The 26,421-nt window shown below is 68.6% G+C and carries 23 protein-coding genes; 9 read left to right on the top strand and 14 right to left on the bottom strand.

From position 1 onward, the window contains the following. The 3 genes from J2850_RS24675 to J2850_RS24665 form a co-directional block, all read right to left on the bottom strand. The coding region (locus tag J2850_RS24675; RefSeq protein WP_209987819.1) for a HAMP domain-containing protein at window positions 1-798 on the bottom strand (798 nt) is incomplete at its 3' end. A 309-nt stretch (window positions 799-1,107) separates the two neighbouring features. Continuing rightward, on the bottom strand, window positions 1,108-1,767 hold the full coding sequence (locus tag J2850_RS24670) for a lysozyme inhibitor LprI family protein (protein ID WP_209987816.1): 660 nt from the start codon (window positions 1,765-1,767) through the stop codon (window positions 1,108-1,110). A 324-nt stretch (window positions 1,768-2,091) separates the two neighbouring features. Beyond that, window positions 2,092-2,694: a TetR/AcrR family transcriptional regulator gene (locus tag J2850_RS24665; protein ID WP_209987813.1), complete on the bottom strand. Its 603-nt coding sequence runs from the start codon at window positions 2,692-2,694 to the stop codon at window positions 2,092-2,094. Between the two features lie 102 nt (window positions 2,695-2,796). Here J2850_RS24665 and J2850_RS24660 point away from each other — a divergent pair, with 102 nt between their 5' ends. Continuing rightward, complete coding sequence (locus J2850_RS24660) at window positions 2,797-3,282, top strand: hypothetical protein (protein ID WP_209987809.1); 486 nt, start codon at window positions 2,797-2,799, stop codon at window positions 3,280-3,282. A 28-nt stretch (window positions 3,283-3,310) separates the two neighbouring features. On the opposite strand, the gene J2850_RS24655 is transcribed toward J2850_RS24660, so the two are convergent. After that, window positions 3,311-3,778 carry an HD domain-containing protein gene (locus tag J2850_RS24655; RefSeq protein WP_246513503.1) on the bottom strand — a complete coding sequence of 156 codons (468 nt, stop codon included), beginning with the start codon at window positions 3,776-3,778 and terminating at the stop codon, window positions 3,311-3,313. 188 nt (window positions 3,779-3,966) lie between these two features. On the opposite strand from J2850_RS24655, the gene J2850_RS24650 reads away from it, so the two are divergent. Next, the gene (locus tag J2850_RS24650) at window positions 3,967-4,131 is read left to right on the top strand and encodes a hypothetical protein (protein ID WP_209987807.1); all 165 of its coding nucleotides are present in this window, start codon (window positions 3,967-3,969) and stop codon (window positions 4,129-4,131) included. 103 nt (window positions 4,132-4,234) lie between these two features. On the opposite strand, the gene J2850_RS24645 is transcribed toward J2850_RS24650, so the two are convergent. The 3 genes from J2850_RS24645 to J2850_RS24635 all read right to left on the bottom strand — a co-directional run bounded on the left by J2850_RS24645 (window position 4,235) and on the right by J2850_RS24635 (window position 7,531). Continuing rightward, window positions 4,235-4,618 (bottom strand): response regulator, encoded by a 384-nt coding sequence (locus tag J2850_RS24645; RefSeq protein ID WP_209987804.1) that lies wholly within the window; start codon window positions 4,616-4,618, stop codon window positions 4,235-4,237. A 15-nt stretch (window positions 4,619-4,633) separates the two neighbouring features. Further along, complete coding sequence (locus J2850_RS24640; protein WP_209987800.1) at window positions 4,634-6,877, bottom strand: HWE histidine kinase domain-containing protein; 2,244 nt, start codon at window positions 6,875-6,877, stop codon at window positions 4,634-4,636. 315 nt (window positions 6,878-7,192) lie between these two features. After that, entirely contained in the window at window positions 7,193-7,531 is a 339-nt protein-coding gene (locus J2850_RS24635; protein ID WP_209987797.1) for a DUF1330 domain-containing protein, read from the bottom strand. A 113-nt stretch (window positions 7,532-7,644) separates the two neighbouring features. Between J2850_RS24635 and J2850_RS24630 the strand changes: the two genes are divergently transcribed. Further along, entirely contained in the window at window positions 7,645-8,457 is an 813-nt protein-coding gene (locus tag J2850_RS24630) for a helix-turn-helix domain-containing protein (RefSeq protein ID WP_209987794.1), read from the top strand. A gap of 3 nt (window positions 8,458-8,460) precedes the next feature. Here the strand turns inward: J2850_RS24630 and J2850_RS24625 are convergent, their stop codons facing one another. Continuing rightward, entirely contained in the window at window positions 8,461-8,949 is a 489-nt protein-coding gene (locus tag J2850_RS24625) for a GNAT family N-acetyltransferase (protein WP_209987792.1), read from the bottom strand. A 277-nt stretch (window positions 8,950-9,226) separates the two neighbouring features. On the opposite strand from J2850_RS24625, the gene J2850_RS24620 reads away from it, so the two are divergent. Further along, window positions 9,227-11,917, top strand: coding sequence for a hypothetical protein (locus tag J2850_RS24620; protein ID WP_209987790.1), 2,691 nt, complete (start codon window positions 9,227-9,229; stop codon window positions 11,915-11,917). A 59-nt stretch (window positions 11,918-11,976) separates the two neighbouring features. Here J2850_RS24620 and J2850_RS24615 read toward each other — a convergent pair whose 3' ends face one another. The 5 genes from J2850_RS24615 to J2850_RS24595 form a co-directional block, all read right to left on the bottom strand. Then, window positions 11,977-12,645: an RES family NAD+ phosphorylase gene (locus J2850_RS24615; RefSeq protein WP_209987787.1), complete on the bottom strand. Its 669-nt coding sequence runs from the start codon at window positions 12,643-12,645 to the stop codon at window positions 11,977-11,979. 4 nt (window positions 12,646-12,649) lie between these two features. Further along, the gene (locus tag J2850_RS24610) at window positions 12,650-13,213 is read right to left on the bottom strand and encodes an MbcA/ParS/Xre antitoxin family protein (RefSeq protein ID WP_209987784.1); all 564 of its coding nucleotides are present in this window, start codon (window positions 13,211-13,213) and stop codon (window positions 12,650-12,652) included. Between the two features lie 288 nt (window positions 13,214-13,501). Beyond that, a complete protein-coding gene (locus J2850_RS24605; RefSeq protein WP_307354522.1) occupies window positions 13,502-15,607 on the bottom strand; it encodes a response regulator in 2,106 nt (701 codons plus the stop codon). Beyond that, window positions 15,604-17,103, bottom strand: coding sequence for an ATPase domain-containing protein (locus J2850_RS24600; protein ID WP_209987781.1), 1,500 nt, complete (start codon window positions 17,101-17,103; stop codon window positions 15,604-15,606). Before J2850_RS24600 ends, J2850_RS24605 begins: the two co-directional genes overlap by 4 nt. Before the next feature lie 704 nt (window positions 17,104-17,807). Further along, window positions 17,808-18,785, bottom strand: a complete 978-nt coding sequence (locus J2850_RS24595) for an alpha/beta hydrolase (protein WP_209987778.1) — start codon at window positions 18,783-18,785, stop codon at window positions 17,808-17,810. 61 nt (window positions 18,786-18,846) lie between these two features. On the opposite strand from J2850_RS24595, the gene J2850_RS24590 reads away from it, so the two are divergent. From J2850_RS24590 to J2850_RS24580, 3 genes are all read left to right on the top strand, one after another. Next, window positions 18,847-19,485: a TetR/AcrR family transcriptional regulator gene (locus tag J2850_RS24590; protein WP_209987777.1), complete on the top strand. Its 639-nt coding sequence runs from the start codon at window positions 18,847-18,849 to the stop codon at window positions 19,483-19,485. A gap of 387 nt (window positions 19,486-19,872) precedes the next feature. Then, window positions 19,873-20,970 (top strand): calcium-binding protein, encoded by a 1,098-nt coding sequence (locus J2850_RS24585; protein WP_343206895.1) that lies wholly within the window; start codon window positions 19,873-19,875, stop codon window positions 20,968-20,970. Window positions 20,971-21,227: 257 nt separating this feature from the next. Further along, complete coding sequence (locus tag J2850_RS24580) at window positions 21,228-21,398, top strand: ATP-binding cassette domain-containing protein (RefSeq protein WP_370878964.1); 171 nt, start codon at window positions 21,228-21,230, stop codon at window positions 21,396-21,398. Between the two features lie 3 nt (window positions 21,399-21,401). On the opposite strand, the gene J2850_RS24575 is transcribed toward J2850_RS24580, so the two are convergent. Beyond that, window positions 21,402-22,349, bottom strand: a complete 948-nt coding sequence (locus J2850_RS24575; protein WP_209987771.1) for a LysR family transcriptional regulator — start codon at window positions 22,347-22,349, stop codon at window positions 21,402-21,404. A gap of 134 nt (window positions 22,350-22,483) precedes the next feature. Between J2850_RS24575 and J2850_RS24570 the strand changes: the two genes are divergently transcribed. Together J2850_RS24570 and J2850_RS24565 are read left to right on the top strand one after the other, a co-directional pair. Then, window positions 22,484-23,248, top strand: coding sequence for an SDR family oxidoreductase (locus J2850_RS24570; protein ID WP_209987768.1), 765 nt, complete (start codon window positions 22,484-22,486; stop codon window positions 23,246-23,248). Between the two features lie 730 nt (window positions 23,249-23,978). Continuing rightward, the gene (locus tag J2850_RS24565; RefSeq protein ID WP_209987766.1) at window positions 23,979-26,390 is read left to right on the top strand and encodes a cellulase family glycosylhydrolase; all 2,412 of its coding nucleotides are present in this window, start codon (window positions 23,979-23,981) and stop codon (window positions 26,388-26,390) included. The last annotated feature ends 31 nt before the right edge of the window (window positions 26,391-26,421 follow it).

Below are 26,421 nucleotides of genomic sequence, written 5' to 3'. Positions count from 1 at the left end.
CTCGGCTTCAAGCCGGAGGCGCGTCACCGCATTGTCCTTGAAGACCTGAACCGCCCTGGCCATGCCACCGATCTCATCGCTGCGCTCGCCGCCTGCCACGGTCACGTCCACCGAACCCGAGGCCAAGGTGCTCATGATCCGGGTGATCTGCTCGACAGGCTGCGCGATGGTCTTTCGGGCCAAGGCGGCAGCCAAGGCGAAGACCACGACCAGCCCGAGAACGGCGACGGCCAGCATCCAGGTCATGGTTGCTTGGGATGTGGATGAAACGATGTCGGAGGTCTTCTGCGCCTGCTGATCCACTTGGTCGATCAAGGTGCGGGTTTTGGTCCGGACCTCCACGTAGGCGGGGTCGAAGCTTTGGGCGACAATGGCGCGGGCAGCGGCGTCGTTGTTCTTGAACGCCTCCGTCTTCACTGTCTCGGCAACGGTGATCAGGGCATCGGCGGCGGTGAGCACGGTTGCCACCTCGGTCGAGATGGCCGGCAGAGCCTCACGCGCCTTGTTCAGCCGCTCCACCACGCTTTTCGCTTCGCTGTCCAATGCGTCCGCCGCCTGCCGGATGCTGGCCTCATCATCTTTGGCGATGATGAGGTACACGTTGCGGCCGGCGGCATTCAGGGCCGAGTTGGACCGGGCCAGCCACAGGGACGCGGTCGCCTCATGATCCAGCAGGCTGGAGTAGTCACGGTCCACTGCACGCAAACTGAACAGGGCGGCTGCGGTGAGGCCGATGGCGAGTGCGGCCATCAACACCAGCATCGCAAGCACCTTGTGAACGATACGGAGGTTGGTCATAGGGGCACTCGGTTCTTCAGTGTGGAGGAGCGGGGTCTGGTTGACAGAAAAAGCAAGAACTGGGCCGTTGGCCGATGACGCCCCGGTCCTGCAAGTTCACGGTTTTCCCGGCCGCTCCGGCACTCCAATGGAGAGCGCTCCCAACACGCCTCGCACTTTGCATATTATTTTATGCAGATTGCACTGTGGTGACGTTCCATCCTCCGAGGGGCGACCTGCTGATCATCGGCATGTTGAGTGACACCCGGCTTCCGATCAGCCAAACCGCCATCAGGGGAAAGAGTCCGGCGGCGGATGAGCGGGCGGGGATCATTGGGCTGCGTAAACGGCGAAGGGTGCTCCCTGGGCAAAGGCGGCACTGCCGTCCTCCGCATAGACTTTCAGCATTCCGACGACGCGCACCCGTGTCTTCCTTTCGTCCAAGGACGACAGCGTCTCCAAGTCGGCGTCGGAGAAATGCCACACATAGGACAGGGTGATCCGCGCGTTTCCGCTGACGAGATCGTACCTGCCGCCGGCGGCGTCATGCCCGAACTCGACGATGCCGACGACCGACGCGTGGAGCGTCCGACCGGGCACCACCTGCGTTTCCGCTTGCGCCGGCCGCACGAGCAGGGGCTGCCCGGCGGGCGGGCTGGGGGCGGCATCCTGCGTCAGCGATGCCCGCAGGACAAGGAGCCGTGTCCCGTACTCCTCGGCGAGGCATTGGGCGCTGGAGCATTCGTTGCGCCGAGCGATCCACCCGCGCTGTTCCTTCTTTACGGACTCCGCGATGACCGCGACGGCGACGGCCTGTTTGTAGATGGCGCCGAGTTCCTCATCAGCCCTGCTGAGGCTGGGGGTCTTGCAGATCAGCTTTTCGACGCTGGTCGAAGCCTTCGCGCAGTCGAAGCTTGCCGCCTGCACCCCGAGAGGAGCGAACGGCATCGCCGCAGAGAGAAGCAGCAGGACGGAGAGGGTCTTTTTCATTTCCGATGTCTCCAAGGTTCTCGCTTGGCGGCGACGGTGGACAGCCATGCGGCGTCACTGCGGTAGCCGGTTGCCGGGAGGAGGGGGCCGGACCATAGCATGGGCATGGCCGCCCCCGCCCGCGCCGTCGGGTCGCGGTTTGCATTCGTCCATCTTCCAGAATGGCTGGACCCTGCTTCCCGGGCCGGCGGTCCCATCCCGGCGCACCCGTGCGGCGCGGTGGCGGAGCGGAGTCCGGATGGCGCCTCAGGGCGGCATGGCCCAGACCGTCGGAATCAGCGCCGGATCGGCGGACCCCGCGTGATGGAAGCCGGCAATCGGGCGTCACAGGTCGAGCGGCTTTCCTCCCCGCTTGCGAAGATCGTCGAGCAAGGTCCTGATCGCCCAGGCGGTCGCGCGCGCGATCTGTTCGCCGTCCAGGTCCCAGTGGTCGCGCATTTCGAGCCAGGGCGTGGTGTGCAGCACCTGGAGCATCGCGGTGGCGAGGGTGCGGTCGGGTTCGGGCAAATCCTTCACCGCGTCGGCCGTGGCCGCCCGGTAGCTTTCCTGCCGCTCCAGCTTCTGCGACTTGCGCATGGCGCGCCCCTGCGGGGTCGACCGCACCAGGGTCGCGATGGGCGCGATGCTGTCGAGTCCGGTGTAGATCGGCACGGTGTCGAGCAGATCGCTCTCGCGCGACGGAAAGGCCACCCGGCTGCCGGCGAGTTCGCGCACCCGCGTGCTGGCGCCCGAGAGCAGCGCCTCGCGATCGGGGAAGTGGCGGTAGATCGTGCGGCGGCTGATGCCGGTCACGTCCGCGACGACATCATGGCTGATGTCCATGCGCCCGTCCGACATGAGCTGGATCACGGCATCGGCAATCCTCCTGCGCGCCTCATTCTTCTTCTGCTCCCGAAGGCCGGGAGCGGGTCGGGGATCTGCGGTCATCGGAAACTCTCTTGAATGGCACAACCTGTGCCAAATGTCTGTTGACACAATCCGTGCCACTTTGTAAGTCAAGCCATCGCATAAGAAAAGGGGGGGCCTTCCATGCTGTTCCACGTCTCGATCGCCGCTCACGACCCGCGGCATGTCGCCGGGGTCATCGCCGAACTGTGGGGCGGCGAGGCGCTGCTCTTCCCTCCGGTCTCGGACAACGGGTGGATCGTGCTGGCCGGCGACGATCGCCGCACCGCCCTGGAGGTCTACCCGATCGACACCGTGCTGCGGGAAGCCGAGGGGGATGCGGATGCCTATGGCGAAGCGACCGGTCAGGTGCATTTCACGGCCACGCATGCCGCGATCGGCACGCCGCTTTCCCAGGAAGCCGTGCTGGACATCGCGGCGCGGGAGGGCTGGCCGGCCAAGTACCGCAAGCGCGGGGGCATGTTCGGCGTCGTCGAAGTCTGGATCGAGGGACGCCAGATGATCGAAGTGCTCACTCCCGAGATGCAGAGCGAATACAAGGCGACGATGTCGGCGGACAACTGGCGCGCGATGCTGAACTCGTTCGCACCCCCGGCCGCTGTCGCCTGAGGACGCGGGCAGCGGGCCGACCGGCCGGTTACAGCGCCTGCTCCAGGATCGCCCTGGCGGGCGCGTATTTCTCGGCAACCATCCGAGGCCCCGCGGCGAGCGCGGCGACGCGGGCGGGATCGCTGTTGTCCAGGTTGTCGGCCAGCTTGACGCGGATCGCCGTGACGTTGCCGGTGGCGGCGATCCGCCCGATCCACTCCAGGTAGGTTCCATCCGGATCGAGGTTCCGGCTCACCAGTTGGATGGCGGCGATGGCGTCCTCCTCGATGCCCGCGGCACGGAGATCGTCCGCGGTGGCACCGGCATCCTCGATCGCATCATGGAGCAGGGCGGCCTGAAGCTGGGCCTTCGTCGCATCGGGAAACAGCCCGGCCAGGCGGCGGGCGACCCGTTCCAGATGCATCCAATAGGGAGCGCCGGCCTTGTCGACCTGGCCGTGGTGCAGGGCCTTGGCGAACTCCAGCGTCTCATGAAACCAGGCTTCGTTCTGCATCATACCGCCTCCCTTTCACGACAGCGCCATGGTGGCCGAGGACGGCCCTCTTCACGGCAGCCGGGCGTCCCATTCCCCAACCGGCGCCCGCGCCTCATACCGGGTCGTGACCACCGATCCCCATGGCCGCCATCCCGCCCGGCGCGGTTTCCCCTAATGGCCAGCATATTTCCATTCTGTAATAATGGGGCATGCAGAACAGATACCGCATCGCCTGGGACCTCACCGGCTGGGCCGTCATCGATACGATGTCGGGCCGCCTGGCGGAAGCCGACGGCTTCCCGCTCATCGGCCTGTCGGGCGACATGGCCGAGCGCACGTGCCACACCCTCAACCAGCGGCAGGCGATCGACTGACCCGCAGCCGGTCGTCCGCGTCCGCGCGCCCGGCGGGAATGGGCTTCGGCCGCGCTTTCCGCAACTGCCTTCCGCAACTCGATGGCGTATCGCCATCCGCAACTCAGTGGCGCATCGCCATCCGGCGCATCGCGGCGATCATGTCGGGCTTCCGGATCGGCTTCGGGAAGAATTCGGCTCTCACCGGCAGGTCGAGATCGGCTGCGGTGAAGAAGGCTGCGGTCAGGATGATCTCGATCGGCGGCCAGCGGTTGCGGATCGCGGCGGCGATCTCGATCCCCTTGACGCCGCGCGGCATGTCGAGATCCATGTAGACCACCCGGATATCCTTCCGCTCTTCGAGAATGCGGATGGCATGCTCGACGTTGGTCGCTTCAACAGCGTCGAAACCGGCCTGCTCGACCATATCGACGGCGTCGATGCGCAGAATCGGCTCGTCCTCGACGATCAGAACCGGCACCCGCCTCTCGGGAAACGCTTGGCCCATCTTTTGTCCAATTCCTCAGGCTTGTTGAAGCTGATGAAGCGGTGCCGTCATCTCGACAGCCAACCCTTCCCTCCGGTAGTGAAGTTCAACCCCGCCGGCCCCGATTAGTCCCATCCGGATCAGGCGGGAACCGAACCCCTTGCGGGTCGGCTCCACCGCCGCCGGCCCGCCGCGTTCCGTCCAGGCCATATGCAGGAGGCGGTTCTCGCCGTCGCCCCGGATCGACCAGTTCAGGTCGACCGACCCTTCCGGAACGCTGAGCGCGCCGTATTTGACGGCGTTGGTCGCCAGCTCATGCAAGAGCAGGGAGAGCGAAAGGGTCGCGCGCGGTCCGGCCGGGCTCTGCGGGCCGGACAGATGGAAGCGGTCCGATCCGAAGCTGCCGAGCACCGATGCCGCGACATCGTGAAGGTCGGCAGCCGACCAGTTCTGCCTCAACAGGAGGTCGTGCGCCTTCGACAGGGCGGACAGGCGGCTCTCGAACTCCAGGACGGCCGTGCGGTCCTCCGAGCGGCCGAGCGTCTGCATCGCGATCGCCTGAACGACGCTGAGCGTGTTCTTGAGGCGGTGGGACAGCTCTTCATTGAGAATGTGCTGTTGCTGTTCCGCGCGCCGGCGCCCCACCGCCAACCGCAGGCGGTGCGCGACGTCGTGGATGAAGCGGAGATCCTCCCCGCTCCACCCGCGCGGCACCGAGGTGCAGACGTAAAGCAGGGCGGCGACGGTCCCGCGCTCGAAGATCGGGACGTTGACGAAGGCCCGCGCGCCCGCGGCCTCCAGCGCGGCGGCATGGCGCCGGGTGCGATCATCGGTCCGGCAGTCACGGACGACGACCGTCTCACCGCGTTTCAGATCGTCGACATGGGATCCGAAATCCCGGAAATTGAATGTGCCGCCAACCGGCCGCGCGCCGCCGGTCGTCCAGTCCCTGTCCACCGTGACCGTTCCGGCGTCGGGATCCACGTCGCCGTAGCCGGCGAGCTCCACGCCCAGCGCGCGGCCCAGGATCTCGCCGGCCGACAAGGCTATTCCCGATACGGTCACCTCGTCGGCCAGGCGGTCGTTCAGGTCGACCAGGGCGGCCTGCCTTCTTTCCCGCTGGATGCGGTCGGTGACCTCGACGAAGATCACGGTGAAGCGGTCATGGCCGCTCGGCTGGGCGACACCTTCATACCAGCGGTCGAGCGAGCCCACCTGCCGCGTGAAGCGGATCGGCTCCCCCGTATCGACGACCCGGGCGAAGTCCATGACCCAGTCGTCTTCGATTCCGGGAAACACTTCGCGGATCGTCTTGCCGACGACCGCTCCCGACGCCATGCCGACCAGGCTGTACCAGGCATCGTTCACTTCCTCGTAACACCAGTCGACGATCCGGCCGTCGGCGTCACGGATGACCTTGCCGAGGATGAAGCCTTCGCGAAGCGTCTTGAACAGGCTGCGCCATTTCTCTTCGCTCCTGGCCAGCGCCTCCTCGGCCTCCCGGCGTTTCGTGGTGTCCGCGATCAGCATGCCGACCTTGCCGTCGGGAACCGGGAAGAGGTGCGCGTCGTACCAGCGGCCGAGCGGCTTCGCCTCCCCTTCGAAGCGGAAAGCCTTGCCGGTCCTCGCCACCGTTCCGTAAGCATCATGCCAATGCTGCTCGATGCCGGGAGCGACCTCGCTGGCATATCGTCCGACGGCGTCGGCAAGACCCGTGTGACGCTCGAAGGCAGGGTTCGCCTCCTCCACGCGATGATCCACGGGGCGGCCATCCTGGTCGAACTTGACTTCCGAAATGCAGAAGCCGGCATCGATGTTCTCGAAGAGTGATCTGTAGCGCTTTTCGCTCTTGCCCAGTGCCAGCTTGGCCCGTTCGGTCTCGTCGGCAAGGCGGCGCGCGTTCCAGAGCGCGCGACGCAGTTCACCGGCGGTGACTGCAATGCCGGACGTCACGATCAGGAAAAGGCCGCTGCCCACCCACTGCTCCGCCGTGAGCGAGGCAAGCGTCTGGCCGGGCGCCATCGACACGGCGGCAAGAACACCGGACAGAAAGGTTGCGTACACCCCGACCAGGGGGCCGAAGGTGAGGCTGATCAACATGACCGCAGGCATGAACAGCATCCACGGCACCAGCGACGTGACCGCCGCATACCGGAACACAGCGATGAACAGTATTATCAGAGAAGCGATTATATAGCGCGTTGTCTGTCTCGGGCGCTTGCTGACCGACCAAACCACAAATCTGCTGAGCAGGGGTGCGGTTCTTGATTCAACATTCATCTTCTATCCGCCACCCTTTTTCCGCTCAACCCAAACGATCGCACTTCAAGAAAAATCAACTCATCCGCCCGACCAGAAAATGCAAGTGATGATTGTAAAATTTCCCCTCATTGAGATGCCTCTCCATTCAGACGACTTTCAACAAGGAGGGAACGGTCGGTATGGGGAAACGGTCCAACGAGGACTTCCGTTTTCCCCGTCTCCGCCATTCGACGCGATCGGGACGACCGGCCAATTCTATACAGGATACGGTTTGGGCTTGGCCACAGGCGGCGTTGCGGCTGGCTTCGGGGGCTGACGGGACCGGGGCGCCGGTCAGCCGGGGCGGTCCGGGGCCGGCAGGATGTCGGTCGCCCGGTGCCCGTCGGGGACCGTGTCGATCAGGCAGACGTCACCCTCCGCATTGGCGAGGCGCAGCGGCAGAATGCGCTGGTAGGCCGGCGAGCGGTACCAGCGCAGGGCGCTGTCACGGTCCGGGAAGGCGATGACCACCAGGTCGCCGGACCAGTGCCCCTCCAGCACCTCCATGGGATCGCCATGGACGAGGAAGCGGCCGGCGAAGGGTTCCAGGGTCGCGTCGATCCGCTCCAGGTAGGCGGTGATGTCCGGCCCCATGGTGACGGCGCGGAGATTGGCGATGGCGAGGGTTGGCATGTCGGTTTCCGGTCATCGGGTTCGTCGGGACGCCAGGATCGCGCCGGACCGGGCGGCGAGTCGATTACCAGGGAAGTAATTGGGAAGCCGCCGGGTTCGGCTATCCTGGCGGGATGACAGGCACGCCCCTTCCCCCTCCCCGTCCCGCCGGCCCGGTCGGCGAGCGGATCCGCGCTTGGCGGCTGCACCGCCGGCGGAGCCAGCTCGACCTCTCGCTCGACATCGGGATTTCGCAGAAGCACCTGAGCTTCCTGGAGAGCGGGCGCGCGATCCCGAGCCGCGAGATGGTGCTGCGCATCGCCGCCGGACTGGATGTGCCGCTTCGGGAACGGAACCTGATGCTGCAGGCGGCGGGCCACGCCGCCGTCTTCCGGCAGCGGCCGCTCGACGACCCGGCGCTGGCGGCGGCGCGGGCGGCCATCGACCTGATCCTGCGGGGGCACGAGCCCTTCCCGGCCCTGGCGGTGGACCGGCACTGGCGCCTGGTCGCGGCCAATGCCGCCCTGGCTCCCCTGCTGGCCCTCGTCGCCGACCGGACGCTCCTGCTGCCGCCGGTGAACGTGCTGCGCCTCAGCCTCGATCCCGGCGGGCTGGCGCCCCACATCCTGAACCGGGCGGAGTGGCGCTCCCACCTGCTCGACCGGCTGCGCCGGCAGGCCGAGACCACCAACGATCCGGAGCTGGCACGGCTCCACGACGAGCTGGCCGCCCTGCCGGCGGGCGAGGAGGGCGCAGACGCCGGGGCCGCCCATGCGGATTACGGCGGCGTGCTGGTTCCGCTGCGCCTGCGCGTCGGTCCGCAGGTGCTGTCCTTTCTCTCCACCACCACGGTCTTCGGAACGCCCACCGACATCACCCTGTCGGAACTGGTGATCGAAGCCTTCCTTCCGGCCGATCCGCAAACCACGGCGGCACTGAGGGGGTAGCGCTCACCGGTCCGGGTCGCGGCCGGGAAGCCGGCGCTCCCTGAGGATACGCTCCATGACGATGGTGCGCTCGTCCCCACGCCATGCGTCCCGGACGGCCCTGAAGCCGAGGCTGGCATAGAACGGCTCGGCCGTCACCGACGAGGGCACCGCCAGCGTCGTGATGCCGTTCCGGATCGCCGTGCGCCCGATCTCGTCCATGAGGGCTCGCCCGATGCCGCGGCCCTGGAATGCCGGCTTGACGAACACCGTGCGGACGACATGCCCGTCGAGGCTGGCGGTCCCGACGACCTCATGGCCGATGACGGCGACGAACACGCGCCGGCGGTCGATGAACGCCCGCACCGCCTCCGGGCGGAACCCCTGCCCGACGCGTGCGATCACCGCCTCGGAATAGTCCCTGGCGTTGGACTCCCGAAGCGTCGAGATGACGAGGCGGCTGATGGTCTCCGCGTCGCCCTGCCCTGCGGGCCGGATTGAAACCTCCGACATCCTCCCTCCCGGTCTGCGATCCCGTTTCGCGTCCCCAGATCATTGCCCCAGGCCGTCGCCCCAAACCATTTGCGGTACGGCTTCGGCCGGTGCGGCGGTCCGCGCGGGGGTGGCCGCCCGGTTCCGGCTTCCCTTAAAGATTGCGCATCATCCCAACGGGGTCACGTTCGGCATGCGCACGCCAGGATGGATGATGGCTGAGTGAGTGGGTTGCCCGGAACGACCCTGCGGCGAAGATGGGCGCGCTTCTGCAACAATAAGCTGGTGGAGCGCACGCATGGCGACTATCTGGGGGACGGCCGGGAACGACACCTTGACCGGCGGCAATGAGGACAACACCATCGGTGGCGGCGCGGGCAACGACCTGCTGACCGGCGGCGCCGGCCGCGACCAACTGATGGGCGGCGACGGGAACGACACGCTCGCCGGCGGCGGCGGCAACGACTGGATGCAGGGCGGCGCGGGCAGCGACCGCTTCGTGCTGGCCCCCGGCGGCGGCTGGGACTACATCGCCGACTTCCAGGCCGGCACCGGCGGCGACGTGCTGGACCTGACCGCCTACACCGGCCTCGCCAGCCTCCAGGACGTGCTGTCGAAGGCGACCGCCGAGGGCGGCGACACCGTCATCACCTTCAGCGACACCGCCAGCGTGCGCCTGCAGGGCGTGGCCCCGGCCAGCCTGACCGCCGCCAACTTCCGGCTGGCCGGCGGCGATCCGTCGGCTCCGCCCGCCTCCACCACCATCACCGGCACCGCCGCGCGCGACCTGCTGAGCGGCACCGCCGGCAACGACGTCATCATCGGCGGCGGCGGCAACGACTGGATGGTCGGCGGCGCCGGCTCCGACCGCTTCGTCATCGACCCCAACGACGGCTGGGACGCCATCGGCGACTTCCAGGCCGGCGCCGGCGGCGACGTGCTGGACCTGCGGGGCTGGAGCGGCCTGAGCTTCGAGGCGCTGGTGGCCTCCGCCACCGAGGACGCCAACGGGCTGAACGTCATGTTCAGCGGCAACACCGGCGTGCAGCTCGTCGGCGTCACCAAGGCATCGCTGACGCGCGAGAACGTGCTGCTGTCCGGCGGCGGTTCCGCCCCGGACCCCGTCGGCCCGGCGGCGCCGCTGCTGTCCTGGGGGCCGGCGGGCTTCGATGCGACGGCGGTGTCCACCATCGTCAAGAACACGGACACCGGCAGCACCGACCAGGCCGTCAACGTCGCGGCGATCTCGGCCGAGGGCCGTTACCTGGCCTATGGCGTCAAGTCGCTGGACGCCGCGACCTCGCAGCAGCCCTACGGCCACTACAGCATCGACGTGTACCTGAAGGATCTGCAAACCGGCGTGGTGTCGAAGATCGACCGGGTGGGGGATTCCAGCGCCAGCACCCAGTCGGCCCTTGCCCTGTCCGATGACGGATCGGCCATCGCCTACGGCAACGTCCAGTATGGCGGGTACTTCGGGATGGGTGGTCCGAGCGAGGTCCGCATCCGGGATCTCGTCACCGGGAACACCGCCGCCGTCGACGCCGCGACCAACCTGCCCTTCAACCTCGTCCTCTCCGCGGACGGGGACGTGGCCGCGTTCCAGAGCAAGGCCCCCCGTGGATTCAACGGGCTGCCCACCGTCCTTTACGACACGGATACCGGCACGAGAACGAGCCTCTCCGATACGCAGAACGGGCTGAGGCCGCTCGGCCCGCCGGCCTTGTCCGCCGATGGCGGCATCCTGGCGTTCGCACGGCTGCGCACCATCGACAACGGCGCCTCCGCCCCCCCGAGCACCCACACCGACCTCGTCGTCCGCAACATGGGAACCGGCGCCGAAACCACCTTCGAGGTGAACGGCTCCCTGGACCCGAACGCCCCCATCGACCTGTCGGCGGATGGACGCTTCGTCCTGTTCAGCCGGATACAGGGCGGCAGCGTCAACATCCTCGACACCGCGACCGGGGCCGTCGAGCTGGTCAGCACGGCGGCGGACGGCACGGCGGCCAACGGCGTCAGCAACGCCGCGAAGTTCAGCGCCGACGGGCGGTCGGTGGTGTTCTCCAGCACCGCCAGCAACCTCGACGCCGGCGACACCAACGGCGTGGCGGACTTCTACGTCAAGAACCTCGACAGCGGCGCCGTCCGCCGCATCACCGCCGCCGACGGGTCGGACCTGGGCGCCGGCTACGACGTGCTCACCCTGACGTCCGACGGCGTCGCCTATCTCGGCGCGAAGGACCCGGCCCCGGGCGATTCGAAGAACCAGATCCGGGACGTCCTGGCCATCGACCTCGACCGGCTGCCGGAGGACAGGCTGGCCGGCAATGCGAACGCCGTCGACCTGACCATCGGGGGCTTGGCCGGCGGGGCGGGCCATGACGCCGCCGTCGCGGTCGCGGTGGCCTGGGGCGACGGGCAGACCACCACGCGGGCGGTGACGGGGGGAGCCGGCAGCCTGTCTGTGAACCACCTCTACGCCGGCGGCACCTTCGCCGGCACCGTCACCCTGACCGACGCGCAGGGGCAGACGTCGGGCGCCGCGTTCCGTGCCCAGGTGGCCGACCCGGCCGCCACGGCGGGCGCCGCCCTGACCGGGGACGGCGGCACCGACCTGCTGGTCGGCGGCCGCTTCGCCGACACCCTGAGCGGCGGGGCGGGCAACGACTACCTGTCCGGAGGTGCCGGCAACGACTGGCTGGTCGGCGGCGACGGCAGCGACGTGCTGGTCGGCGGGATCGGGGCCGACACGCTGACCGGCGGGGCCGGGGCGGACCTCTTCGCGTTCGGGTCGCGCAGCGGCGCCGATGTCATCACCGACTTCGACGCGGCCGGCGGCGACCGCCTGCAGATCGGGGCCGGGCAGACCTGGATGGTGGAGAGCCTGGGCGCCGACGCACTGGTGCGGTTCGGCTCCTCCGACAGCGTGCAGCTCATGGGGGTGCGGGCGGATCAGGTCTCGGCCGGCTGGTTCATCACCGGCTGAGTCATCACCGGCTGATCCGGGAAAAGGCGTCGCCGCCCCATCCGGCGGCGGCGCCGGTCTCAGAGCCCCTTCCGCCGCGCCACCACCGCCCCCTCGACCGGTGCCGTGATCTCGTAATGGTCCGCCTGGGTCACCTCCAGGATCCGGCGCGGCCGGTAGGCGACGGCGTTGATGCCGCCGCGGTGGCGCAGGCTGTCGTAGGCGATGCCGGCGGCCGGCCCCGTCCGGCGCACCTCCTCGCCGAAGGCCTGGGAGGCGCGGTAGTCGGCCGTCGCGTACAGGTCGGGCCGGGCGGCGCCCTGGCCGCGGATGTCGAGGAAGCCGCCGTCGAGGCGGGCGGTGTAGAGGCGGTAGGTCAGCCGCATCTCGGGAAGCCGGCGGTGGACCGCCTCGCGCCGGAGATGGTGGGCGACCTCGGCGATGGCCGTCTTGAGCGCCCACGCCCCATACCAGGCGCCGAGCTCGCCGCTGTTGAAGCGGCCGCCGCCGGGGGCGGCGTGCAGGAAGGCGGCCATCACCACCGAGGCGTTGGGGACGCCGTAGACCCACTGGTCGCGCGGCAGCCGCGCGACGCGCTCCCGAACCAGGCGGTCGTTGGTCCAGCCTTCCAGCTCCATGACGGCTTCGAGGTCGTCCGGGTGCGTCACGCCGTCGAAGGCCGGGATCGGCGGGAACCGGGACGGGATCAGGCGGTGCGTCGGGTGCGGTATCGCGATGCCGGTCGTCACGGTCTCACACGATCACGATGTCGTCGTCACCATAGGGGGCGGCCGCCTCATCCATGGGGCCGGGCGGCCCGAAGACGCCGCCACGCGCGGCGTCGAGGTAGCGGCGCACCAGCATGGGACCGTCCATCGTGCCGTTGGTGACCAGCGCCATCGGCGGCTGGCCGCCGAAGGACGGCCCGTCATGCGGGCCGGTCAGCCAGTCCAAGGCCGCCGGTTCCGAGCCGAACAGGATCATCAGCGCCTTGTGGATGCCCAGCACGGCGGAAATGCGCAGCAGCACGTCGACCGGCAGGGTCAGGTCCTGGCCGTCGCGCGCCTTGGCGACCCAGGCGAAATAGGTCGAACGGCCGGGCGAGCCCAGCACCAGCAGGCGCTCGGCCTCCGTCCAGCCCCAGCGGTCGGCGATGGCCAGGAAGGTGCGCAGCCCCGGCGCGCCGAGCTGCCGGCGCTTGGCCGGCGTGAACCGGTCAGGCTGGAGGAGGGCCGGCCCCGCCGCGGCCGCGTCGGCGATGCGGTAGCTGTCGGCACGCAGGGGAGCCCGCAGGGGGCCACGCAGGGGGACGGGCATGGCGCGATCTCCTCTTGTCCATGGCTGGATGATGTGGTCCAGATCAGGACAATGTCAAGCCGGGCCTCTTCGGCAAGCACGGCTATCGCATATGACTCCCTCTCCTGGGGCTCTCAGCGAATCTTTGATCCGCCTGACGGTCAGCACAAACGAAGTTTGTGCGAGAGGCGGGAGAGGGCGATAACCGCCATATGCGATTGCCTTGCTTCGGCAAGGCCGCCGAACTCTAAGCTTTTGGTTCTCCGTGCGGGTCCCGTTTCAAGCGATACCGCTTGAGACGATCACACTCTAGGCCGCGTCCTCCGGCCTGCTCCTGCCTGCGGCCGCTTTGCCGAGGAGCCTGGCGGTGGCGGTCGCGAGCTGGGTCTGGGTGTAGGGCTTGGCGAGGCGCGGCAGGTCGGCGCCGGCACCGTCCGGCAGGTCGGCGTAGCCGGTCGCCAGCAGCACCGGCAGGTCCGGGAGCATCGCCCTGGCCGCGCGGGCGAGTTCGGCGCCGGTCATGCCGGGCATCGCATAGTCCGTCAGCAACAGGTCGACCGGCTGGCCGCTGCGCAGGATTTCCAGCGCCTCGCTGCCGGAATTCGCCTCGACGACGGTGTGGCCGAGATCGGCCAGCATGTCGACGGTGCTCATGGCGATCAGCGCGTCGTCGTCGACCACGAGCACCAGGCCGGGAGACACGTCGACCGCCGCGGCCGCTGCCGGCTCGGCCGCCCGGACCGGCGTCGCCGCCCTCGGCAGCCACAGCTCCACCAGCGCGCCCTCGCCCGGCACGCTCGACAGCCGGAACGCGCCGCCGGACTGCACCGCCAGGCCATGGACCATCGACAGCCCGAGCCCGGTGCCCTTGCCGATGCCCTTGGTCGAGAAGAACGGCTCGATCGCCCGCGTCAGCGTCAGCGCATCCATGCCGGTGCCGGTGTCGCGCACGCGAATCCGCGGATGGACGCCGGGTGGCAACGCGGAGCCCGCGGGAGCCGGCGCCTCGTCCAGCGACACGGTCAGCGTGCCGCCATCCGGCATGGCGTCACGGGCGTTGATGGCGAGGTTCAGGATCGCCAGCTCGAGCTGGTTGGGATCGATCAGCGCCGGGGGCAGGGCGTCGGGTCCCTCGATCCGCACCACGACGCGCGGCCCCGCCGAACGCTCCAGCAACGTCCGCATGCCCTCCAGCAGGCCGCAGAGGTCGACCGCCTGCGGCTGCAGGTCCTGGCGGCGGGCGAAGGCCAGCAGCCGCTGCGTCAGGGTGGCCCCACGCCGCGCCCCCTGCATGGCCCCGTCGAAGAGGCGCTCCGTCGTCGGGTCGTCGGGAATCCGCTTGCGCAGCAGCTCCAGGTTGCCGAGCACCGCCATCAGCAGGTTGTTGAAGTCGTGCGCGACGCCGCCGGTGAGCTGGCCGAGGGTCTCCAGCTTCTGGGTCTGGCGCAACTGCTCCTCGGCGCGCTCGCGGTCGCGCATCTCGGCGCGCAGGCGCTCCAGCGCCTCCTCCAGTTCGCGGGTGCGCTCCTGCACCGTGGCCTCGAGCATCGCCGTGAGGCGCTGCAGGGCCTCCTGCGCCGCCTTCTGCGCGCCGATGTCGACAATGACCGCGAGAGCCCCGGCCACCCGGCCCGCCCCGTCGCGCACCGGCACGCCGCTGACCCGGAGCCAGGTCGCCGACCCGTCCGGCAGCCGGTAGGTGAACTCGACGCCATGGACCATCTCGCCGCGCAGGGCCCGCGCGCCGGGGAACTGGTCGCGAGGCAGCCGGCGCCCCTGGTCGTCGTACCCGACCCAGCCGTGGTTCTCGTCGGGATGCCGGGACGGGATCACCGCGTCCGGCAGGAACCTCTCGAAGGCCGGGTTGCACAGCGTGACCCGGCCGTCCCTGTCCATCAGCGAGACGCCGACCGGCAGATGCTCGATCAACGTCGCGAAGCGGGCGCGCTCGCCGGCCAAGTCGGCGAGCAGGCGCTCGCGCTCGACCAGGTGCGCCCGCGCCTCGACCTGGCGCCGCCGCCCGCGCAGGCAGGTGCGCACCACGCTGACCAGGGTGGTCGGGTGAAAGGGGCGCTCGATGAAGGTGACGTTGCCGAGCAGTTCGGTCAGGCGGGCGGCCTCGGGCGTGCGCTCGGCCCCGTCGCCGCGCATCGTCAGCAGCACGACCGGCAGATCGGACCAGGGCGGCTGTGCGCCGATCCAGGCGACGAGCCGCTGGAGGTCGGCGGTGCGCACGGCCTCCTCGACCAGGATGAGCAGCCCCGCCCCCTCGTCCAGCGCGTCGCACAACGCCGTCAGGTCGGGACAGACCTGGGTGGCGATCCCGACCTCGGCCAGCAGGGCGGACGCGACGGCGGCATCCCGTCCGCGCGGCGCCAGGACCAGCGCGCGCTCCATCGGGTCGGTCCCGCTCACGCCGGATCATCCCGCATCAGGGGGCCGTCTTCGCCGCGGTAGACGGGCACGCCACGCAGCACGCCCTGGAACTCCTCCAGCGGCGGCCCGACGCTGATGCCGCGGTCGGTGACGCGGTATTCGCGGATGGTGTCCTCGTGCGGGCCGGCCCGCTTCTTGATCACGGAGATCGCCCGGCGGACCCGGCCCGCCGCCTCGAAATAGCGCAGCAGCACGACGGTGTCGGCGAGATAGGTGACGTCGACCGGCGTCTGCATGTCGCCGATCAGGCCATGCTGCGCGATGGTGAGGAAGGTCGTCACCCCCTGCCGGTTCAGGAAGAGCAGCAGCTCGTGCAGGTGCAGGACCAGGAGCTGCTCCTCCGGCATCGCCGCTTGGTAGCCGTTGAGGCTGTCGATCACCACGGTGCGGATGTGGTTCTGCTCGACGCAGCCGCGAACCCGGTGGGTGAACTCCCCGGGCGACAGCTCCGCCGCATCCACCTGCTCGATCAGCAGGCTGCCGCGGTCGCGGAGCGCTTCGAGGTCGATGCCCATCGCCTTCGTCCGGGCGAACAGCAGGCCGAGTTCCTCGTCGAAGACGAACAGCGCGGCGCGCTCCCCGCGCCCGATGGCGGCCACGGCGAACTGGAGCGCGAACAGCGACTTCCCGGTCCCGGCCGGGCCGAGGATGAGGGAGCTCGATCCGCGCTCCATGCCGCCGCCGAGCAGCGTGTCGAGTTCGGCGATGCCGCTGGCCACGCGCTCCCCGGTGAAGCCGGTGCGGTGCTCCGCGGCGACCAGCCGGGGAAAGGCCCGGATGCCGCCGGTGCGGATGGCGAAGTCGTGATAGCCGCCGCGGTAGGCCTGGCCGCGGTACTTGAGCACGCGCAGCCGCCGCCGCTCGTCGCCATAGGCCGGGGTCACCATCTCCAGGCGGATCACGCCGTGGGCGATGCTGTGCACCGTCTTGTCCATGGTGTCGGCGGTGAGGTCGTCGAGCAGCAGCACGGTGGCGCCATGCCGGGCGAAATAATGCTTGAGGGCGAGGATCTGGCGGCGGTAGCGCAGCGAATCCTGTGCCAGCAGGCGGATTTCCGACAGGCTGTCGAGGACGATCCGCGCCGGCTTGACCCGCTCGATGGCGTCGAACAGGTGCCTGGTCGTCTCGCCGAGCTCCAGGTCGGAGGAATAGAGCAGGCTCTGCTGGTGGGCCGCGTCGAGCAGGCTCTCCGGCGGGACCAGTTCGAAGACCGTGATCCCGTCGCCGAGCGTCCAGCCATGGGTGGCGGCGGCGGCGCGCAACTCCTGTTCGGTTTCCGACAGGGTGATGTAGAGCCCGGTCTCTCCGGCAGCGGCACCTTCAAGCAGGAACTGCAGCGCCACCGTGGTCTTGCCGGTGCCCGGACTGCCTTCGAGCAGGAAGACCCGGTCACGGGCGAGACCGCCGGCGAGGATGTCGTCGAGCCCGGCGACGCCGGTTTGCGCCTTGCGCGGCGGTTCGGTGGATGCGGCCATGAAGAGTCGGGACGTCCATTTCGGGGGTAGCGGGGCGGCGCACGCGCCGGGATGGCGCTCCAGGGTATAGCCAAGAGCAGGCTGCGCATACCAAAGATCATGTGCCGGCCCGAAGGTCGAGCGGGAAGGTGGAGGATATCCCGTGGAGCAGGGCAAGCCTGCCGATGGCCGGCCTTCGCTCCAGGCGGTATCCGCCGCGCCACAGAGCCGGCCGGGCCGGAGCGCCTCCCGCCAGCCCGCAAGGTCCAGGCTCCGCCTCACCGTCCTCCCTGCTGGTCCCCCCCCTCGTCGTCGCGCGCCGCCAAGGGGCCCCGCGCGGCCTGCATGCCCGCGGCATGGCTTCGTTGCAGGGTCTCCGCCCTGCGGCGCGCCTCCTCCGCCTCGGTGTGAAGCCGCTCCGCGGTCGCGCGTGCAGCCGCCGCCATGGACCTTATGGCCGCAGTCTTCTCCTGCACCTGCCTGGACGCCCTCCTCAAGACCAGGCTCCGGGCGTACAGTTGCGACAAGGGGTCCTGTGGCGGGTCTTCCATCATTTCCAGACCAACACCCGGACGGGGGATCGGTTTCCGGCGCCTTGCACTCCCGCCTGGAGAGAGGGGCGGCGTACCGGACAGGCATTCGGGCAGGCCGCGACCTGCCCGCCGGGGCCGCGCTCCCAGGCCGGAAGCCGGCCCTGGCGGACGCGGTCGCCGACGGCCGGGCCGCTACGCGTGCGCCTGCCGGCGGATCATGGCCAGGAAGGTGGCGATGCCGCGGTTTCCTGCGGCGGCAAGTTCACCCGCGAACGAGTTGAAGCCGTGGGTGCCGCCCGGATAGACCGCAAGGTACGAATCGTTGCCCGCCGCCTGCCACCGCATGTGCATGAAGAGGCTGTCATCCAGCAGCGGGTCGACCGATCCCACGCTGAACAGGGCGGGAGGCAGGCCGTGGAGATCCGCATAGAGCGGAGAGATCGCCGGGTCCCGAAGATCGGTGCCGCCCGCGAAAGCCGCCGTGAACTGCCGCATCGCCTCCAGGCTCACGAAGGGGGCAGCTTGCGCCCGATAGACGCTGGGTGTGAGCGAAAGGTCGAAGCAACCGAACAGCAGGCTGGCGGCACGGTAGGCGCTTCCTTGCCCAAGATCGCGGAGACGGAGCAGTGTCAGGGCGGCAAGATTGGACCCCGCGGATTCGCCGCCGATCGACAGCCATGATGTGCCGAACTCCCTGCCGGCATGCTCGATCAGCCAGGACGCCACCGCCACGCAGTCTTCGACCGCGGCAGGGGCGGGGTGTTCGGGAGCCAGCCGATAGTCGAGGCTGACCGCCACCATGCCTGCCTCGCGGCCGAAGAGCTCAAGCTGCTCATCCCAGGTGTCGTTGCTGCCGGCTATCCAGCCGCCGCCATGGATGTGAAGGTACACGCCGCGCACGTCGTCAGGCACGAAGACCCGCAGTTCGATCGGACCGGCCGGACCGTCGATCGCCATCCTGCGGGCACGGGGCGACTTCGGCGAAGCGGGCAGACCGAGGAGCCCCTTCACGTAAGCGTCCCGCATTTCCGCCAGGCCGGCGGGGGGCGTCATCAAGGCCAACGTCTTCGCCAATCCCTGATTGACGGCGCGCGTCGATGCCGAAATCGCGTCGGGGCGGGTGAGCGAGGCCAGCGGTTGACCGGCAGGCACGAGATAAGGGTTGTCCATGGGAGGGGGTCCATATATCACAATAGTTGATGTGATATTAGCCGGGGCGAGGAAAATCACAATGACCAATGTGAAAAATAATCGGGGCCGTGGCCGCCCGCCCGCCTTCGACCGTGCCACGGTTCTGGAGCGTGCGATGCAGGTGTTCTGGGCGTCGGGGTATGATGGCGCCTCGATCCCGATGCTGACGGAGGCGATGGGGATATCGGCGCAGAGCCTTTATGCCGCTTTCGACTCCAAGGAGGCGCTCTACCGGGAGGCCATCGAGTTCTACAGCAGGACGATCGGCGGCTATGCGGCGCAGGCACTGGAGGATGAAGGTGACGCGATCGAGGCGGTTGCACGGCTTCTCCGGGAGTCGGCGGAGACCTTCGCGCGAACGACGGGCACGCCCGGGTGCATGATCTCGACGACACCGTTCGACGCCGCCAACACCCCGCTGGCGCTGCTCGGGCGGGAGATGCGGGCCGCCAGCGTCCGGCTGGTGGAGGCGCGCCTGCTCAAGGGCATCGAGGATGGGCAGGTGAGCGGAGGCCTGGATGCCCATGGATGGGCGCGGTACATCGGGAGCGTCGTGCAAGGGATGTCGGTCCAGGCGAGGGATGGCGCCAGTGCCGCCGACCTTATGGACATCGCGCGGATCACGGCGGACTCCCTGCGGTCCCATAGGGCCGGGACGGGCATGACGGCCGCGTCGTGAGCCGCGGCGCGGAGTCGAAACGCTTTCGACGCCGCTCCGCGAAGAGGAGCCGTGCCCTCGACGCGGCCACGGTCGCGGCCGCTCGGGTCGGCTTGCAGCCCGCCCTCCACTCCCATCGCGCGGCCCGCCTGGGGAGATGCCGGCGAATCGCCGCGAACCTGCGGCGGCGGCAGGGGCCGGCGCCTCCATCGCCGCCGCGCGCTCACGTCTCGGCATCCGGTTCGGCGACGGCCGTCGGGGCCTGATGTCCCGGGCTTGGTGCCGAGGTACCACTTGCTCGGCATCCCGTTGTTCCGGGCATCACCCCTAACGCGACATTGTTGCCGCATCGGCGTTGACGCAACCATCGGTGGCGTTTTCCTTCAAACACGTTCCGGATGGGGTCACATGACAACCATGATTGGAACCGCGGGTGCCGATACCCTGACCGGCACCGCGGAAAGGGACTATATCGTCGGAATGGCCGGCGATGACGTGCTTGTCAGCGGCGCGGGCGCCGACTGGATTGAAGGTGGGGCCGGTGCCGACCGCTTTGTTTTCAAACAGGGAGATGGCTGGGATTCCATCGGCGACTTCAAGTCGTCCGAAGGGGACCGCCTCGACCTCAGGGCGTGGACAGGCATTCACGGCATCAACGACCTGACCATCGCGACCGGCGAGGATGGCGACGCCATCCTCGTCTTCAGCAACAATGACACCCTGAGGCTTGAAGGGGTCAAGCCAGCCGAGCTCACGCCCGGCAACTTCCAGTTCGCCCCCCAGCCGGCAGCCAGTTGGGAGGCGACCCTGCGGGTGATGGGAACGCCCGTATCGCCGCCCGACGGCACCGGTCCCACGACGCTGGCTCCGGTGCTTCTTTGGGGAGCCTACGCGACCGGCGGAAACGTGGACCCGGCCGTCACCGTGGATTGGGGCGACGGCACCGTGGAGCCGAGAACGCTCCTGTCCGATTGGCCCACCGGCATCGGGCATGCCTACAGCCCCCCGGAAGCCGCTTCGAACCTCTGGGGAAGCATCACGTTCGACGGTCCCGACGGGACCATGACGGAGACCATGAACCTGGTTTCCGCCCAAAGCACCAACGGAGAGGTGCTGACCGGCGGCGGCGATCACAACGCGCTGTTCGGCAACCACGGCAACGACACGCTGATCGGCGGGGATAGCGGCGACGGGCTGTTCGGAGGCAACGGCAACGATCGCCTCGAAGGCGGCTCCGGCAAGGACATGCTGATCGGCGGCACGGGAGCGGACATCTTCGTCTTCCGGCAGGGCGACGGCGCCGACAGGATCGATGATTTCAACTTCAGCGACGGCGATCGGCTGGACGCCGGCGGCCGGGCCTACAGCGTCAGTTATCAAGACTGGACGGTGCGTGGCTGGTACAGTGCCACGGTGGATTTCGGTGGCGGCGACAGCGTCGTCATTACCGGCAACTACGGTTCCGGCTTGGGAGCCGTCACGGTTTCCAATTCCTGGTTTGTCTGATCCGTCCAGCGTCCTTGAAGCGGTGCCAAGGCCGGTCCAGAGTCCAAGCCGGCGGGCCTTGGCATCCACCCCGGTTTTCCCAGGCCACTGCAATACCGGTCGTGCGTTGACCGCCGAAGGCCGCAGCGTGATGCGCCGAACTGCTGTTCGAGTTCCGGGAGCCGCTGGCGCGCCCGATCCTCGGGGATTCCGGCCTGCTGCGCGACGGTCGTGACCGCCTGCCGACAGGCCTGATCCGCCGGCCGGCCGAGGATGGCATGACGCTGGTCGCGGTCATGCATGAAATGCGCTTCGCCCGCGAGGTCTGCGACCGGCTGGTCTTCATGCATGGCGGCCGCATCGTCGAGCACGGGCCGCCGGCCGCGCTGTTCGACCGGCCGGGCACCCCGGAGCTGGCGCAGTTCCTCGGCATGATCGAGGCGCGCTGAGCGTCACGCCGCCTCGTCCGGCTTGCCCGCGCCGGCGGGCGGGCGCCGCCACGCCGGTTCCGACAGGCGGTCGATGAAGAAGTCGGCGAGCACGCCGACCTTCGCAGGCCGGGCGCGGGCCGACGGCGTGATGAAGTAGAGCCCGCCGGACGGCAGCGACCAGTCGGTCAGGATGGCGGTGAGCCGCCCGTCGGCCAGATACTCGGCCGCCATGAATTCCGGCAGCTCTGCGATCGCCAGCCCCTCCACCAGCAGCGGCACCATCGCGTCGGCGTTGGTGACCCGCAGGGGACCGGAGGGCACCACGCTCTCCTCCTCGCCGGCGGCATTGGTGAAGCGCCAGATGTCCTGCCGCCGGCGGTAGGCGTAGCCCAGGCAATGATGGCCGTTGAGGTCGCGCGGGTGCAGCGGCCGGCCGTGGCGGGCGAGATAGGCGGGGGCGGCCAGCACCACCGGCGACACCGGGCAGAGCCGGCGGGCCATCAGCGAGCTGTCCGGCAGCACCGCGATGCGCAGCGCCGCATCGAAGCCGTCGCCCACCAGATCGACCTCCGCGTCGCTCAGATGCAGGTCGATGGTGATCCCGGGATAGGCCCGGAAGAAATCCGGCAGCAGCGGCGCCACCCAGCGCAGGCCGAAGGACATCGGCACGGCGAGCCGGACCAGCCCGCGCGGCCGGCTGGACATCTCGCGCACCGCGTTCTCCGCCGCCTCGGCCTCCTCATACAGGCGCGTCGCGCGCTCGGCCAGCGAATGGCCGAAATCGGTCAGGGCCAGGCGGCGGGAGGTGCGGTTGAACAGCCGCGCCCCCAGCCGCTCCTCCAGCCGGCTGACCGCGCGCGACACGGTGGCGACCGAGACGCCCATGGCGCGGGCAGCCGCGGCGAAGGAGCGCTCCTCCGCCACCTTGGCGAACATCGCCATGCCCTCGAAATCCGGCAGCTTCGACATCGACAAACCTGCAACGATGGTTTTCATCCATTTCTATTTCGGTGCGACCGGTCCGTCGATAGCGTTGTGAACGACAAGCGGGGCACCCCGTACACGGCGCCCCTCCACACACGATCCAGGACATGGAGACCGGAATGTCACGCAAGCTTGACGGCAAGATCGCCCTCGTCACCGGCGCCACCAGCGGCATCGGCCTCGCCGCGGCCAAGCGTTTCGCCGCGGAAGGCGCCTTCGTCTATCTCACCGGCCGCCGGCAGGCGGAACTGGACGCGGCGGTCGCCGCCATCGCCGCGGCCGGCGGCGCCGCGACGGGCATCCAGGCCGACTCCTCGGCCCTGGCCGACCTCGACCGGCTCTATGGCCGCATCCGCGCCGAGAAGGGGCGGCTCGACGTGCTCTACGCCAACGCCGGCGGCGGCGGCATGCTGCCGCTGGGCGAGATCACCGAGGAGCAGTATGACGACACCTTCAACCGCAATGTGAAGGGCGTGCTGTTCACGGTGCAGAAGGCGCTGCCGCTGCTGGGGCGCGGCGCCTCGGTGATCCTCGCCGGCTCCACCGCCGGCAGCATGGGCACGGCGGCCTTCAGCGTCTACAGCGCCAGCAAGGCGGCGGTGCGCAACTTCGCCCGTAGCTGGATCCTCGACCTGAAGGACCGCGGCATCCGCATCAACACCCTCAGCCCCGGACCGATCCGCACCCCCGGCCTGGTCGAGCTGGCCGGTCCGGACGCGGCGCAGCAGCAGGGGCTGGTCGATTACCTGGCATCGCAGGTGCCGCTGGGCCGCGTCGGCGATCCCGACGAGATCGCCAAGGCGGCGGTGTTCCTCGCCTCCGACGACAGCAGCTTCATTAACGGCATCGAGCTGTTCGCCGATGGCGGCATGGCCCAGGTCTGACGGATCCGGCGGTTCAGGCCGGCGTCCCCCCGTTCCGGAGGCGGGCGCCGGCACCGGATCCGGTAAGGAAACGCCCGTGCCCCTCCTTGTCACAGGGCAGAGGTTAAGGTGTTCCGGGAGGGAAAGGGCGGAATACCCGCCGGCCGGAAACCGGTTTTCGCCTGCGGGAAAAGGGTAACCCTGCCCCTTTCTTTCTCGCGATTTAGGAAAGAAAACAGGACAAAGTTCGGACCTTGGCCTCGGCTGAAGCCGCAGGCCGACCCCGGCGTTCTTAACCTTTTTCGTGGACCATTTCGGCGAGGAGGCGCCATCGGTACAGGTACGGCACACCGGAAAGCCGGTACTTTTGCGTTTCCCCGCCTTTCGCGGTTTTCAGTATATTTACAGTCTTGATAATATATAGTTCTTTAAGTTCTTTGCGTGTCTCTATGAACTGATGGCAATCATATAGTAAATTCCCAAGGTAAGGACGGGCATTGACCCTTCGGGCAGGGTTGTTACATCCGCATCCCTCACGATCAGGCGAAAGCGGCGACAGATTGCATTCTATATAACTGTGATCATCGTGTGAGCCCTGGTTTTCCGCCATTTTCACGCCGCTCAGGCTGAAGCGGTGCCGGATGCGGGGCGATTGGAAAAAAGCCGGGAAAACTTAACCGGATTTGGAAAGGTTTCGTTAAGGATTGGACCGCAAGCATGGCCCCAGCGAAACGGACATAGGATTTCAGTCATGAGCACGGCCACCACGTCGAGCACGATCACCGTCAATGCTTTTGGAATGTCCGGCGACAAACTGCCGCCCCACTTCAAGCTGCTGGTGGACGGGCAGGCGGTCGGAGAGGCCAGCGCCGCCTCTGAGTCCACCCGCCCCTACAGCTTCACGGCCGACCTGGCGGCGAACAAGCCGCACAGCATCCAGATCGTGTACGACAACGATGCCGTGAACGGTTCCTCCCGTGATCTCTACGTGCAGTCGATCGAGGTCAACGGCCACGTCCTGAAGGCGGCCGACGCCACCTACACCCGCGACGACGGCGGCGCCGTCGGTGCCGCCGAAGCCGGCCGGCAGAACATGTGGTGGGACGGCGCGCTGAAGTTCGACACCCCGGCCGACTTCTACGCCGGCAAGGGCGCCGCCGCTCCGGCCGGCACCCCCACGGCGGCCCCGGCAGCCCCGGCGGCCGGCACCGACGCCACCATCGTGGTGAATGCGCAGGGCACCGCCGCCGCCGGCCAGAACGCCCATTTCAACCTGCTGGTCGACGGCCACAAGGTGGGTGAAGGCACCGTCGGCGAGGAGGCCAAGGACTTCACCTTCACCGCCAAGGTCGACGGCGCCGCGCACAAGGTCCAGATCCAGTACGACAACGATGCCGTCGCCGGCTGGGAGGACCGCAACCTCCAGATCAACGGGATCTCCGTCAACGGCCACCACATCAGCCCGACCGACGATGCCGTCTCGGTGCATCGCGACGACAGCGGCGCCGACGTCGGGGCGACCGGCAGCCTCTATTGGGACGCCACCCTGACCACCCAGGTCGGCGCCAGCCACTTCACCGCGCCGGCCGGCAGCACCGGCGGCAGCGAGCCGGCGAAGCCGGGCAACCAGCCGGCCGACGGCGGCAGCGGCTCCACTGGCGGCTCCACGGGGGGCTCGGCCGGCGGTTCGACGGGCGGTTCCACCGGCGGCGGCTCCAACCTCAGCGCGTCCTCGGTCAGCGTCGGCAACGTCACCGTGACCGATCCGGGCATGGTCGAGAGCTCCGGCGCCATCAAGGGCTTCCTGCACACCGAGGGCAACCAGATCGTCGACGAGGCCGGGCAGAACGTGCGCCTGACCGGCGTCAACTGGTTCGGCGGCGAGGGCTACAACTACGTACCCGCCGGCCTGTGGTCCGACAGCTACCAGCACCACCTCGAGAACATGAAGGAGGTGGGCTTCAACACCATCCGCCTGACCTGGTCGGACGAGATGTTCGACAGCTCGGCGGTGACCAACGGCATCGACTATTCCAAGAACCCGGATCTCGCCGGCCTGACCCGCCTGCAGGTCTATGACAAGGTCATCGACTACGCCGGCAAGATCGGCATGAAGGTGATCCTCGACCACCACCGCAACGACGGCGGCGCCGGCACCAACGAGCACGGGCTGTGGTACACCGATGCCCACCCGGAATCGAAGATGATCGAGAACTGGAAGATGCTGGCTAAGCATTACGCCGGCAACGAGACGGTCATCGGCGCCGACCTGCACAACGAGCCCAGCGTCAGCGCCACCTGGGGCGACGGCAACGCCGCCACCGACTGGGCCGCGGCGGCCGAGCGCATCGGCAACGCCATCCAGTCGGTGAACAAGGACTGGCTGATGCTGGTCGAGGGCACGGAATGGAGCAGCACGCTCGCCGGCGCCAAGGACCACCCCGTCGAGTTCGACGTGCCGAACAAGCTGGTCTATTCGCCGCACGCCTACGGCCAGAGCGTCGGCCAGTTCAGCTGGCTGAACGACCCGAACTACCCGAACAACCTGCCGGCCCAGTACGACAAGATGTGGGGGTACCTGTACAAGAACGACACCGCCCCGATCCTGCTGGGCGAGTGGGGCGGCCAGTTCAAGACCGAGGCCGAGCAGACCTGGGGCAAGGCCATGGTCAAGTACCTGAACGGCGACTGGAACCTGGACGGCAAGAGCGACATCCCCGCCGGCGACCAGGGCATGAGCTCGACCTTCTGGGCCTGGACCCCGGAATCCGGTGACGTCGGCGGCGTGCTGATGCCGGACTACAAGACGGTCGACCCGACCAAGCTGAGCATCATCAAGGGGGCGCTCGCCGCCGGCACCGACAGCGCCACCACCGTGGCCGGCAGCGAGGAGGCCATCTTCACCGTGCGGCTGGCCAAGGCACTGACCACCGCCACCACCATCGACTACGCGACGGAAGACGGTACGGCGAAGGCCGGGTCGGACTACACCGCCGCCTCCGGCAGCCTGACCTTCCAGCCGGGCGAGACCAGCAAGACCATCTCCGTCCACGTCACCGGCGACCACGCCACCGAAGGGAGCGAGAACTTCCTGCTGCACCTGAGCAACGGCAACGCGCTGCTCGGCACCGCCACCGGCACCATCCTCGACCACGCGGCGTAACCACGCCGTCCGCCGGTACCGAACGCCAGCA

Source organism: Azospirillum picis (assembly GCF_017876115.1).
Classification (GTDB): Bacteria; Pseudomonadota; Alphaproteobacteria; order Azospirillales; family Azospirillaceae; genus Azospirillum; species Azospirillum picis.
The sequence above is the reverse complement of the archived record's forward strand: the minus strand, read 5'-3'. Positions and strand labels throughout refer to the sequence as shown.

Excerpts from the sequence above, each read along its gene's own strand:
- J2850_RS24645 (WP_209987804.1), bottom strand. The coding sequence starts at position 4,618 with ATGGGCCAAGCGTTTCCCGAGAGGCGGGTGCCGGTTCTGATCGTCGAG.
- J2850_RS24655 (WP_246513503.1), bottom strand. The coding sequence starts at position 3,778 with ATGATGCAGAACGAAGCCTGGTTTCATGAGACGCTGGAGTTCGCCAAG.
- J2850_RS24620 (WP_209987790.1), top strand. The coding sequence starts at position 9,227 with ATGGCGACTATCTGGGGGACGGCCGGGAACGACACCTTGACCGGCGGC.
- J2850_RS24575 (WP_209987771.1), bottom strand. The coding sequence starts at position 22,349 with ATGTCGAAGCTGCCGGATTTCGAGGGCATGGCGATGTTCGCCAAGGTG.
- J2850_RS24585 (WP_343206895.1), top strand. The coding sequence starts at position 19,873 with ATGACAACCATGATTGGAACCGCGGGTGCCGATACCCTGACCGGCACC.
- J2850_RS24610 (WP_209987784.1), bottom strand. The coding sequence starts at position 13,213 with ATGCCCGTCCCCCTGCGTGGCCCCCTGCGGGCTCCCCTGCGTGCCGAC.
- J2850_RS24630 (WP_209987794.1), top strand. The coding sequence starts at position 7,645 with ATGACAGGCACGCCCCTTCCCCCTCCCCGTCCCGCCGGCCCGGTCGGC.
- J2850_RS24625 (WP_209987792.1), bottom strand. The coding sequence starts at position 8,949 with ATGTCGGAGGTTTCAATCCGGCCCGCAGGGCAGGGCGACGCGGAGACC.
- J2850_RS24650 (WP_209987807.1), top strand. The coding sequence starts at position 3,967 with ATGCAGAACAGATACCGCATCGCCTGGGACCTCACCGGCTGGGCCGTC.
- J2850_RS24580 (WP_370878964.1), top strand. The coding sequence starts at position 21,228 with ATGACGCTGGTCGCGGTCATGCATGAAATGCGCTTCGCCCGCGAGGTC.
- J2850_RS24665 (WP_209987813.1), bottom strand. The coding sequence starts at position 2,694 with ATGACCGCAGATCCCCGACCCGCTCCCGGCCTTCGGGAGCAGAAGAAG.
- J2850_RS24570 (WP_209987768.1), top strand. The coding sequence starts at position 22,484 with ATGTCACGCAAGCTTGACGGCAAGATCGCCCTCGTCACCGGCGCCACC.
- J2850_RS24635 (WP_209987797.1), bottom strand. The coding sequence starts at position 7,531 with ATGCCAACCCTCGCCATCGCCAATCTCCGCGCCGTCACCATGGGGCCG.
- J2850_RS24660 (WP_209987809.1), top strand. The coding sequence starts at position 2,797 with ATGCTGTTCCACGTCTCGATCGCCGCTCACGACCCGCGGCATGTCGCC.
- J2850_RS24595 (WP_209987778.1), bottom strand. The coding sequence starts at position 18,785 with ATGGACAACCCTTATCTCGTGCCTGCCGGTCAACCGCTGGCCTCGCTC.
- J2850_RS24565 (WP_209987766.1), top strand. The coding sequence starts at position 23,979 with ATGAGCACGGCCACCACGTCGAGCACGATCACCGTCAATGCTTTTGGA.
- J2850_RS24640 (WP_209987800.1), bottom strand. The coding sequence starts at position 6,877 with ATGAATGTTGAATCAAGAACCGCACCCCTGCTCAGCAGATTTGTGGTT.
- J2850_RS24590 (WP_209987777.1), top strand. The coding sequence starts at position 18,847 with ATGACCAATGTGAAAAATAATCGGGGCCGTGGCCGCCCGCCCGCCTTC.
- J2850_RS24670 (WP_209987816.1), bottom strand. The coding sequence starts at position 1,767 with ATGAAAAAGACCCTCTCCGTCCTGCTGCTTCTCTCTGCGGCGATGCCG.
- J2850_RS24600 (WP_209987781.1), bottom strand. The coding sequence starts at position 17,103 with ATGGCCGCATCCACCGAACCGCCGCGCAAGGCGCAAACCGGCGTCGCC.